Source organism: Nocardia puris (assembly GCF_003315035.1).
GTDB classification, from domain to species: domain Bacteria; phylum Actinomycetota; class Actinomycetes; order Mycobacteriales; family Mycobacteriaceae; genus Nocardia; species Nocardia puris.
The window spans coordinates 358745-371842 of the sequence record NZ_QNRE01000005.1; the positions used below are offsets into that span (position 1 = coordinate 358745).

Here is a 13098-nt window from a genome sequence, read left to right on the forward strand (position 1 = left end):
GAGGATCGTCTCCCGGCGTATATGGTGCCGTCGGCGATCATGGTGATCGATCGGGTCCCGCTGACCCCGGTCGGCAAGCTCGACCGAAAAGCCCTGCCGGAACCCGTCTTCGCGACCGAGGTGACCTTCCGCGCCGCGCGCACACCCCTCGAGCAGACCATCGCCGAGGTGTTCGCCGAGGTGCTCGGCGTCGAGCGGGTCGGTGTGGACGATTCGTTCTTCGCCCTGGGCGGCGACAGCATCGTCTCCATCCAGCTGGTCTCCCGCGCCAAGGCGCGCGGTGTGGTGTTCACGCCGCGACACGTCTTCGAGCAGAAGACCGTCGCGGGCCTGGCCGCCGTGGCCGAGACCGCCGACGCCGCCGCGCCCGCCGTGGCCGCGCTGCCCGAACTGCCCGGCGGCGGCGTCGGCACCATGCCGCTCACCCCGGTGGTGCGGTTCATGGCCGAACGCCCCGGCTCGTTCCGCCGGTTCAACCAGACCATCGCGCTGGAGCTGCCGCTCGGCATCGACCACACCGGCATCGCCGCCACCGTCGGCGCGGTGATCGATCGCCACGACATGCTGCGTTCCAGCCTGCGCCGCGCCGGCGGCGACTGGGTGTTGCAGACCGCCGCGCCCGGCACCGTCGACGTGGACGCGCTCATCGAGCGGGTCGAGTTCCCGGCCGCCGCCACCGACGCCGAACTCTTCGACATCGCTTCGGCCGCACTGGATTCCGAACTGGACAAGCTCGATCCCGCGACCGGTCAGGTGATCCGGTTCGTGTGGCTGGAACCCGACGAGCCCACCCGGATGGGCCGCCTGATCGTGGTGGCGCACCACCTGGTCGTCGACGGTGTGTCGTGGCGCATCCTGGTGCCCGACTTCGTCGCCGCGTGGGGCCAGCTGACCGCCGGTCAGCAGCCCGAGCTCGTCGCGCCCGCCTCCTCCATGCGGGCCTGGTCGCACGCGCTGGCCCGCGAGGCCGAAAGTGCCGGGCGCACCGCTGAACTCGACCATTGGCACGCCGTGGTCGACACCCCCGACCCGCTGCTCACCGCGCGCCCGATGGACCCGGCGGTCGACACCTCGCGGACCGTGGAGAAGGTGAAGGTCGAGGTGTCCGCCGAGGTCACCAAGGCCCTGCTGACCACCGTGCCCGCCCTGTTCCACGGCGGTGTGAACGACGGCCTGCTCACCGCGCTGGCCCTGGCCACCGCGAAGTGGCGCGCCGCCAGGACCGGCGCCCGCCCCGATGACGCGCTGCTGGTGCGCCTGGAAGGCCACGGCCGCGAGGAAGACGTGGTGCCCGGCGCCGACCTCTCGCGCACCGTCGGCTGGTTCACCGCCATCTTCCCGGTGCGCTTGGACCTCACCGGCGTGGACGTGGACGCCGCCCTCGCGGGCGGACCGGCGCTCGGCAAGGCCGTGAAGGCGGTCAAGGAGCAGCTGCTCGCGGTGCCGGACAAGGGCATCGGCTACGGCCTGCTGCGCTACCTGAACCCGCGCACCGCGGGCGAACTGCCCGAGCGGCTGCCCGGCCAGGTGAGTTTCAACTACCTGGGCCGCGTCTCCGACAGCGATGTGCCCGAGGCGCTGCGCGGCTACGGCTGGACCCCGGCCGGTGAACTCGGCGCGCTGGCCGGCGCGTACGACGCCGATATGCCCGCCATGGCCCCGCTGGACGTGAACGCCATCGTGGTGGGTGACAAGCTCACCGCCAATATCGGCTACCCGGCCACCCTGCTCTCCGGCGACGAGGTGCGCGAATTCGCGAACCTGTGGACCACGGCGCTGGAAGCGGTTGCCCGGCACGCCAATTCGACCGGCGCGGGCGGGCACACCCCGTCCGACTTCGCCCTGGTGCGCGCGACGCAGCGCGATATAGACGGCTGGGAGCGGCAGTTCCCGGCGCTGTCTGACGTGTGGCCGCTCTCGGCGCTCCAGGCGGGCCTGCTGTTCCACGCCCGCCTGGCCGCGAGCTCGGTGGACGTCTACACCGCGCAGGCGGTGCTCACGCTCACCGGACGGGTCGACGCGGCCCGGCTGCGCGCCGCCGCGCAGGCGCTGGTGGACCGCTACGAGAATCTGCGCACCGCGTTCGTCAGCGACCACGACGGCAGCCCCGTGCAGGTCGTGCTGGACGGCGTGCGCGTGGCGTGGGCCGAGTACGACCGCTCCGAGACCGGTGCGGCCGACGACCTCATCGAGGCGGACCGGTTGCGGCGCTTCGATCTCGCCGCGCCGCCGCTGATCCGCTTCACGCTGATCCAAGTGGCGGCCGACGAGTGGCGGTTCGTGGTGGCCAACCACCACATCCTGCTCGACGGCTGGTCGATGCCGCTGCTCATGCGCGACCTGCTGGTGCTGTACGCGACGCACGCCGACCCGTCGGCGCTGCCCGCCGTGCGCTCCTACCGTCACTTCCTGGAATGGACGGCGCGCCAGGATCATTCGGCCTCGGTGGCCGCGTGGGCCGACGCGCTGCGCGGCGTGGGCGAACCCACCCTGCTCGCGCGCCCCGACGCGGGCCGCGAGATCACCGCGCTGTCGGGGGAGTACCTGTTCGAGCTGGACGAGGCCGCCACCGCGCGGCTCACCGAGCTGGCGAGTTCGCTCGGCGTCACCCCGAACACGGTGCTCCAGGTGGCGTGGGGCATCCTCGTCGGCCGCATGACCGGCACCGACGACGTGCTGTTCGGCACCACGGTCTCGGGTCGTCCCGCGCAGTTGTCCGGCGTGGAATCGATGGTGGGCCTGTTCATCAACACCGTGCCGGTGCGGGTGCGCTTCGGTCCGTCGGAGTCCGCGCGCGAGCTGCTCGTGCGCACCCAGGGCGAGCAGGCCGATCTGCTCGACCACCACTACGTGGGCCTGGCCGACATCCAGTCGGCGGCCGGGGTGGGCGCGCTGTTCGACACCCTGGTGGTGTTCGAGTCGTATCCGGTGGACGCCGAGGGCATCAAGTCCCAGGCCGCCGATATCGACGGGATGGCGCTGGCGGGACTGGACGCGGCCGACGCCACGCACTACCCGCTGACGCTGATCGCGCAGCTGGATTCGCGGCTGCGCATCCGCGCGGGCTACCTGCGCGACCTGTTCGACGAGCAGACCGTGCGCCGCATCGCCGACCGGCTCGTGCGGGTGCTGACCGCCGTCACCGCGGAACCCGGTGTGGCCGTGGGCGATATCGCGCTCGTCGACACCGCCGAACGCGAACTGCTCGTGCGCGGCTGGAACGACACCGCGCACGAGGTGGACGACGCGGCGACGCTGGTCTCGATGTTCGAGGCGCAGGTCGCCGCGACACCGGAGGCGACCGCGCTCACCTTCGACGGCACCAGCCTTACGTACGCGGAGTTCTCGGCAGAGGTCTACCGGTTGGCGCGCTGGCTCATCGATCGCGGTGTGGGCCCGGAGACCTCGGTGGCGCTCGGTATGCGCCGGTCGCTGGACCTGGTGATCGGCATGTACGCCGTCGCCGTGGCCGGCGGCGCGTACGTGCCGCTGGACCCGGATCACCCGGCCGAGCGCACGGAATACATTCTGGCGACGGCGGATCCGGTGTGCGTGCTCACCTCCGGGGACGATCTGGACATCGACACCGCGCAGGTGCGCATCGATCTGCTCGACCTCTCCGGCCTGCCGGACACGCCGGTCACCGACGCGGATCGCCGTGTGCCGCTGCGTCCGTCGAATACCGCGTACGTGATCTTCACGTCGGGTTCGACGGGTCGGCCGAAGGGTGTGGCTGTGTCGCATTCGGCGATCGTGAACCGTCTGGTGTGGATGCAGTCGGAGTACGGGCTGACCACCGACGATGTGGTGTTGCAGAAGACCCCGGCCACGTTCGACGTGTCGGTGTGGGAGTTCTTCTGGCCCTTGCAGATCGGTGCGCGCCTGGTCGTCGCCAAGCCCGACGGGCATCGCGATCCGGCGTACCTGGCCGACGTGATCGCGGCCGAGCGGGTCAGCGTCACGCACTTCGTGCCGTCCATGCTGGCGGTGTTCGTGGCCGACGGCGCCGCGGCGCGCTGCACGGCGCTGCGCATGGTCTTCGCCTCCGGTGAGGCGTTGCCGCCGAAGCCCGCGCACCGGTTGCGCGAGCTGACCGGCGCGCGCCTGCACAACCTGTACGGCCCGACCGAGGCCGCGGTCGACGTCACCTATCACGAGGTGACCGAGGCCGACACCGATACGGTGCCGATCGGCGCCCCGGTGTTCAACACCCAGGTGTACGTGCTGGATTCGCGTCTGCGTCCCGCGCCGGTGGGTGTCGCGGGCGAGCTGTACCTGGCGGGCGCCCAGCTGGCGCGCGGTTACGTGGCGCGGCCCGATCTGACCTCGGACCGGTTCGTGGCCGATCCGTTCGGCGACGGAACCCGCATGTACCGCACCGGCGACCTGGTGGCGTGGACCGCCGATGGTGAGCTGGAGTACTTGGGCCGCACGGACTTCCAGGTGAAGCTGCGCGGTCTGCGGATCGAGCTGGGCGAGATCGAGTCGGCGCTGACGGCGCTGGACGAGGTCGCGCAGTCGGTCGTGGTGGTGCGCTCCGATCAGCACACCGGCGATCAGCTGGTGGCCTACGTGGTGCCCGCGCCGGGCGCGCAGGTGGACGGCGAGCTGGTGCGCGAGGACCTGGCCAGGCAGCTGCCCGCCTACATGGTGCCCGCGCTGGTGATGACGCTGGCGGAGTTCCCGCTCAACGCCTCCGGCAAGCTGGACCGCAAGGCGCTGCCCGCGCCGGTGTTCGAGGCCGCGGTGTTCCGCGCGCCCACCACGCCGGTGGAGGAGATCGTCGCGCGCACCTTCGCCGACGTGCTCGGCCTGGACCGGGTCGGCCTGGACGACGACTTCTTCGCCCTGGGCGGCAACTCGCTCAGCGCCACCCAGGTGGCGGCGCGGCTCTCGGTCGCGCTGGAGACCGACCTCGGCGTGCGCGAACTGTTCGAGGCGTCCACGGTGGCGGCGCTCGCGGCGCGCACCGAGTCCAAGGCGGGCGCGGGCGGCAAGGCGGCTCTGGTGCCGCAGCGCCGCCCGGAGCGGATCCCGCTCTCGCTGGCGCAGCAGCGCATGTGGTTCCTGAACCGCTTCAACATGGGCGGCGGCGAGCGGTTCGCCGCGTCGGCCGCGGCCGACAACATCCCCGCCGCGGTGCGGCTGTCGGGCCTGCTGGACCGGCAGGCGTTGCAGATCGCGGTCGCCGACGTGCTCGCCAGGCACGAGTCGCTGCGCACCTACTACCCGGAGATCGACGGCGTCGGCTTCCAGCGGATCGTGCCCACGGCACAGGTGATCCCGGACCTGAGCCCGATCGACACCACCGAAGCCGAACTGCCGCAACGCCTTTCCGAGGTGGTGCTGACCGCGTTCGACGTCACCGCCGAGGTGCCCTTCCGCGCCAGGCTGTTCGAGATCAGCCCCACCGAGCACGTGCTCGCGCTGGTGGTGCACCACATCTCGGCCGACGGCTTCTCCATGGGCCCGCTGACCAGGGATGTGATGATCGCCTACGGCGCCCGCGTGGACGGCGAGGAGCCCGCGTGGCGCCCGCTGGACGTGCAGTACGCCGACTACGCGCTGTGGCAGCGCGCGGTGCTGGGCGCCGAGGACGATCCGGAGTCGCTGATCTCCGGGCAGCTGGACTTCTGGCGGCGCGAGCTGGCCGGGCTGGTGGAGCAGATGGACCTGCCCGCCGACCGGCCGCGCCCGGCGACCGCGTCCAACCGGGGCGACACGGTGACCTTCACCGTGCCCGCCGAGGTGCACGCGGCGCTGCGCGAGCTGGCGCAGGAACACAATTCGACGCTGTTCATGGTGGTGCACGCCGCGTTCGCCGCGCTGCTGGCGCGCCTGTCGGGTACCGAGGACATCGCCATCGGCACACCCATCGCGGGCCGCGGCGAGCGGGCGCTCGACGACCTGATCGGCATGTTCGTCAACACCCTGGTGCTGCGCACCCAGGTGGCACCCGGCGAGACCTTCACCGACCTGCTGCGCGCGGTGCGCCGCGTGGACGTGGACGCCTTCGGCCACGCCGACGTGCCGTTCGAGCGGCTGGTCGAGGTGCTCGACCCGGTGCGCTCGCCGGGCAGGCACCCGCTGTTCCAGGTGGCGCTGACCTTCCAGAACACCGCGCCGAACACCTTCGAACTGCCGGGCCTAACGGTCTCCGGCGTCGACATGGCGGTTCCACTGGCCAAGTTCGACCTCCAGCTGATCCTGGTGGAGGACATGGACGCCGACGGGGCGCCGCAGGGCATGAGCGCCGAATTCGCCTACGCGACGGACCTGTTCGACGCGAGCACAGTGTCGTCGTTCGCGGATCGCCTGGTGCGGATGCTGTCCGCGGTGGTGGCCGATCCGGGCGTGGTGGTCGGTGACGTGGAGTTGCTGGACGCCGCCGAGCGGTCCTCTGTCGTCGAGGGCTGGAATGCGACCGGGCATGCGGTGGATGCGTCGGCGACGTTGGTGTCGTTGTTCGAGGCGCAGGTCGCGCGGACACCTGATGCTGAGGCGTTGACGTTCGAGGGGACGGGTCTCGCCCACCCGTCGCCCGACCACCGCCCCTCATCGAGTGGCTTCGCCACGCTGACTTATGGTGAGTTCGCCTCGCGGGTGAATCGTCTTGCCCGGCATTTGGTTTCGTTGGGTGTTGGTCCGGATTCGCTGGTGGCGTTGGGTATGCGTCGCTCGTTGGATCTGGTTGTGGGTATGTACGCGGTGTCGGTTGCCGGTGGTGCGTATGTGCCGCTGGATCCGGATCATCCGGCCGAGCGCACTCACTATGTGCTGGATCTGGCGCAGCCGGTCGTAGTGCTGACCACCTCGCGGGACGAGTTCGACACCGGTTCCGTCGCGGCGCTGGAGATCGACACGCTGGACGTTTCGGGCTACGCGGACGAGGCGCTGAGCGATGCGGATCGTGTTGCGCCGCTGCGTCCGTCGAATACGGCGTACGTGATCTTCACGTCGGGTTCGACGGGTCGGCCGAAGGGTGTGGCTGTGTCGCATTCGGCGATCGTGAACCGTCTGGTGTGGATGCAGTCGGAGTACGGTCTGACCACCGACGATGTGGTGTTGCAGAAGACCCCGGCCACGTTCGACGTGTCGGTGTGGGAGTTCTTCTGGCCCTTGCAGATCGGTGCGCGCCTGGTCGTCGCCAAGCCCGACGGGCATCGCGATCCGGCGTACCTGGTCGACGTGATCACCGCCGAGCGGGTCAGCGTCACGCACTTCGTGCCGTCGATGATGTCGGTGTTCGTGGCCGAGGAGCGGGTCGGTGAGTGCACCAGCCTGCGTAATGTTTTCGCCTCCGGTGAGGCGCTGCCTGCTGTCACGGCGCAGAAACTCCGGGAACTCACGGGTGCCCGTCTGCACAATCTGTACGGCCCGACGGAGGCTGCTGTCGATGTCACCTTCCACGAGGTGACCGACGCGGATACGCAGACGGTGCCGATCGGTGCGCCGGTGTTCAACACGCAGGTGTACGTGCTGGATTCGCGTCTGCATCCGGTGCCGGTGGGTGTGCCGGGTGAGCTGTACCTCGCCGGTGTGCAGTTGGCGCGCGGTTATGTGGCGCGCCCCGACCTGACGGCCGACCGGTTCGTCGCGGACCCGTTCGCCGCCGGTGCGCGCATGTACCGGACGGGTGACCTGGTCACCTGGACGGCGGACGGTGAGCTGGAGTACTTGGGCCGCACGGACTTCCAGGTGAAGTTGCGTGGTCTGCGGATCGAGCTGGGCGAGATCGAGTCGGCGGCCACGGCGCTGGACGAGGTCGCGCAGGCCGTGGTCGTGGTGCGCTCGGACGAGCACCTCGGCGACCAGCTCGTCGGCTATCTCGTGGCCGCGGCCGGGCACGCGATCGACCTCGACGCGGTGCGTACCCATCTCGGCGCCGAACTGCCCGGCTACATGGTGCCGTCGGCGTTCGTGGTGCTCGACGAGTTCCCGCTCAACGCCTCCGGCAAGCTGGATCGCAAGGCGCTGCCCGCTCCGGTGTTCGAGGTCAAGGCATTCCGCGCACCCGCCACCCCGATCCAGGAGATCGTCGCGAGCACGTTCGGCGACGTCCTCGGCGTGGACCGGGTCGGCTTGGACGACGACTTCTTCGAACTCGGCGGCAACTCGCTCGTCGGCACCCAGGTGATCGCCCGCATCAACCGGGCGGTCGGCGCGAACCTCTCGGTGCGCGACCTCTTCGAGGCGCCCGCCGTCGCCGCGCTGGCCGCCAGGGCCGGTGTGGAAGCCGACGGAAGGCCGCGCCACGCCCTGGTGGCCGGACCGCGCCCGGACCGCATCCCGCTCTCGCTCGCGCAGCAGCGCATGTGGTTCCTGAACCGTTTCGACAACCAGACCGCGGTCAATAACATCCCGCTCGCGGTCCGGCTGGTCGGCGCCCTCGACACCGAGGCGCTGCGCCTGGCCGTGGCCGACGTGGTGGACCGGCACGAGGTGCTGCGCACCGTCTACCCGGAGACCGCCGAGGGCCACGGCGTGCAGGTCGTGCTGCCCGCGGGCCAGGCCCATCCGGACCTCACGCCGATCGAGGTGTCGGAAGCCGATCTGGCCGACCGCATCCGCGAGGTCGTGCTCACCGAATTCGACGTCACCGCGGCGGTGCCCGTGCGGGCCGCGCTGTTCCGGGTGGCCGGGTCGATGGACGGCTCCGCGCCCGACACCCACGTGCTGGTGTTCGTGGTGCACCACGTCTCCGGTGACGGCTGGTCGGTCGGCCCGCTGGCCCGCGACGTGATGCTCGCCTACGCGGCGCGCTCGCGCGGCGAGGCGCCCGGCTGGGCGCCGCTGCCCGTGCAGTACGCCGACTACGCGCTGTGGCAGCGCGAAACCCTGGGCTCCGAGGACGATCCGGACTCGCTGATCGCCGCGCAGGTCGACTACTGGTCGCGCACGCTGGCCGGGGTGCCGGACCAGCTGGACCTGCCGTCGGACCGCAAGCGCCCGGCGGTGGCCACCAACCGGGGCGGCGTCTACGAATTCGCGCTGAGCCCCGAACTGGCCAGGGCGAGTGAGGAATTGGCGCGCGCGCACGGCGCCAGCCTGTTCATGGTGGTGCACGCCGCGTTCGCCGCGCTGCTGGCGCGGCTGTCGAACACCGACGACGTCACCATCGGCACCGTGGTCGCGGGCCGCGGTGAGGCCGTCCTCGACGACGCCATCGGCATGTTCGTGAACACGCTGGTGCTGCGCAGCGCCGTCGATCCGGCGCAGCGCTTCGCCGACCTGCTGGCCCGCACCAGGGAAACCGACCTGGCCGCCTTCGGGCACGCCGACCTGCCGTTCGAGCGGCTGGTCGAACTGCTCAACCCGGCCCGCTCGCAGGCGCGGCACCCGCTGTTCCAGGTCATGCTCTCGTTCCAGAACCAGGGCGAGGCCGGCTTCGAGCTGCCCGGCCTGGAGGTCTCGGGCGTGCCGCTGGACGTGGTGACCGCGAAGTTCGATCTGCACCTGAACTTCTCGGGCACCGCCGCCGACGGCCTGTCCGCCGAGTTCGCCTACGCGACGGACCTTTTCGACGAGCCGACGGTCGCGTCGTTCGCGGATCGCCTGGTGCGGATGCTGGAAGCCGTCGTCGCGGATCCGGCCGTGGTGGTCGGTGACGTGGAGCTGCTGGAGGCCGCCGAGCGGTCGGCGGTGGTGGAGTCGTGGAACGCGACCGGGCATGCGGTGGATGCGTCGGCGACGTTGGTGTCGATGTTCGAGGCGCAGGCGGCGCGGACGCCGAATGCCGAGGCGTTGACGTTCGAGGGGACGGGCCTCGCTTATGGTGAGTTCGCCTCGCGGGTGAATCGTCTTGCCCGGCATTTGGTTTCGTTGGGTGTTGGTCCGGATTCGCTGGTGGCGTTGGGTATGCGTCGCTCGTTGGATCTGGTTGTGGGTATGTACGCGGTGTCGGTTGCCGGTGGTGCGTATGTGCCGCTGGATCCGGATCATCCGGCCGAGCGCACTCACTATGTGCTGGATCTGGCGCAGCCGGTCGTGGTGCTGACCACCACCCGCGACGAGTTCGACGCCGGGTCGGTCACCGCGCTCACCATCGACACCCTCGACCTCGACAGCTACGACGCCGCCCCGCTGGCGGACTCGGATCGCGTTGCGCCGCTGCGTCCGTCGAACACCGCGTACGTGATCTTCACGTCGGGGTCGACCGGCCGCCCGAAGGGTGTGGCGGTCTCGCACGGCGCGATCGTCAACCGTCTGGTGTGGATGCAGGCCGAGTACGGGCTCACGGGCGCGGACGTGGTGTTGCAGAAGACGCCCGCCACGTTCGACGTGTCCGTGTGGGAGTTCTTCTGGCCCTTGCAGATCGGTGCGCGCCTGGTGATCGCCAAGCCCGAAGGCCACCGCGATCCCGGTTACTTGGTGGATGTCATCACCGCCGAACGGGTCACGACGGCGCACTTCGTGCCGTCGATGATGTCGGTGTTCGTGGCCGAGGATCGCGCGGGTGAATGCACCAGCCTGCGTAACGTCTTCGCGTCTGGTGAAGCGCTACCCGCTGTCACGGCGCAGAAGTTGCGTGAGCTCACCGGAACTCGCCTGCACAACTTGTACGGCCCGACGGAAGCCGCCGTCGACGTCACCTTCCACGAGGTAACCGACGCCGACACCCAGACGGTGCCGATCGGTGCTCCGGTGTTCAACACGCAGGTGTACGTGCTGGATTCGCGTCTGCACCCGGTGCCGGTGGGCGTGCCCGGCGAGCTCTACCTCGCCGGTGCGCAACTGGCCCGCGGCTACGTCGCACGGCCGGACCTCACCTCGGATCGTTTCGTGGCCGACCCGTTCGGCAGCGGAACCCGCATGTACCGCACCGGTGACCTGGTCACCTGGACGGCCGATGGTGAGCTGGAGTACTTGGGCCGCACCGACTTCCAGGTGAAGTTGCGTGGTCTGCGCATCGAGCTGGGCGAGATCGAGTCCGCGCTGACGGCGCTGGACGAAGTCGCGCAGTCGGTCGTGGTCGTGCGTTCGGACGAGCGCCTCGGTGACCAGCTCGTCGGCTACCTGATCGCGGCCGCCGGTCGCTCCGTGGACATCGACGCGGTGCGCACCGCCCTGGCGGCGGACCTGCCCGCGTACATGGTGCCGTCGGCGTTCGTGGTGCTCGACGAGTTCCCGCTCAACGCCTCCGGCAAGCTCGAGCGCAAGGCGCTGCCCGCGCCCGTGTTCGAGATCAAGGCGTTCCGTGCGCCGTCGACTCCGGTCGAGGAGATCGTGGCCGGCGCCTTCGGCGACGTCCTCGGGGTGACGCGGGTCGGCTTGGACGACGACTTCTTCGAACTCGGCGGCAACTCGCTGGTCGCCACCCAGGTCACCGCCCGCCTCGGCGCGGCGCTGGACGCCCAGCTCACCGTGCGTGACCTGTTCGAGGCGTCCACCGTCGCGGCGCTGGCCGCCCGCGTGGAGAACATCGCCGGGTCGGGCCGCACGCGGCCCCGGCTCACCGCGGGCAACCGGCCGGAACGGATTCCGCTCTCGCCCGCGCAGGCGCGCTACTGGTTCCTCAACCAGTTCGACACGGCCACCTCGGCGGTCGACAACATCCCGCTCGCGGTCCGGCTGTCCGGCGCGCTCGACGTGCGCGCGCTGGAACAGGCCATCGGCGACCTCTACGCGCGCCACGAGGTGCTGCGCACCACCTACCCGAGCGGACCCGACGGCCCGCACCAGGTGATCCTGCCGGTCGACCGGGGAACCCCGGTGCTGGAGCCGATCCAGCTCGACGAGTCGGAACTGCTCGAGCGCGTCATCGCCTTCGCGATGACCACCTTCGATGTCGCCGCCGAGATCCCGCTCGCCGTCGCGCTGTTCCGCATCGCCCCCGACGAGCACGTGATCGCGTTCGTCGTGCATCACGTCGCCGCCGACGGCGCCTCCATGGGTCCGCTCGCGCGCGACCTGATGGCCGCCTACGTGGCGCGCGCCGGGGGCGAGGCGCCGCAGTGGGCGCCGCTGCCGGTGCAGTACGCCGACTACGCGCTGTGGCAGCGCACCGTGCTGGGCGACGAGGACGATCCGGAGTCGGTGGCCGCCCGGCAGGTCGCCTACTGGCGGACCGCGCTGGCCGGCCTGCCCGACCAGCTCGAGCTGCCCGCCGACCGGCCGCGCCCGCCCGCGCAGTCGTTCCACGGCAAGGCGATTCGCTTCGAACTGTCGCCGAGCAGGCACGCGGAACTGGCGGAATTGGCGCGCGCCAATAACGCCTCGCTGTTCATGGTCGTGCACGCCGCGCTGGCGGTGCTGCTCGCGCGCCTCTCCGGCACCGACGACATCGCCGTCGGCACCCCGATCGCGGGCCGCGGTGAGCGTGAGCTCGACGACCTCATCGGTATGTTCGTGAACACCTTGGTGTTCCGCACCTCGGTGCGGCCCGGCGACCGGTTCGCCGACCTGCTCGCCGATGTGCGCGAACGCGATCTGGAGGCGTTCGCCAACGCCGACGTGCCGTTCGAGCGACTGGTGGAGGTGCTCAACCCGGAGCGTTCCACGGCGCGCAATCCGCTGTTCCAGATCGGCCTGTCGTTCCAGAACCTGGCCGAGACCACCTTGGAACTGCCCGGACTCAACGTGAGCGCGGTCGACTTCGACTCGCAGCTGGCCAAGACCGACCTGCACGTGACGCTCTACGACCGGTACGCCGAGGACGGCAGCCCGGCCGAGATCGTCACCGAATTCGGTTACGCCACCGACCTGTTCGACGAATCCACCGTGCAGGGTTTCGCCGACCGGTTCGTGCGGGTGCTCGACGCGATCGTCGCCGACGTGACGGTGCCGGTCGGCGAGATCGACCTGCTGGCCGGTGACGAAGCGGATCGGATCCTGCGGACCTGGAACGACACCGCGCACGCCGTCGACGCCGACGCGACCCTGGTGTCGCTGCTCGACAACGCGGTGGCGCAGGCCGCCCCGGGCACGGTCGCGCTGGTCGCCGACACCGCGTCGGGTGAGCGGATCCAGCTCACCTACACCGAACTCGACGCCAGGGTGAATCAGCTGGCGCGGTATCTGATCGGGCGTGGTGTGCGTCCGGAGGATCGGGTGGCGTTGGCGATTCGGCGTTCGGCGGATCTGGTGATCGCGATGTAC

The 13098-nt window shown here is 70.5% G+C and carries 1 protein-coding gene; it reads left to right on the forward strand.

Features of this window, described 5'->3' with window-relative positions:
* Positions 1-42 precede the first annotated feature (42 nt).
* A partial coding sequence (locus DFR74_RS17305) for an amino acid adenylation domain-containing protein (protein WP_411719603.1) occupies positions 43-13098 on the forward strand: 13056 nt, incomplete at its 3' end.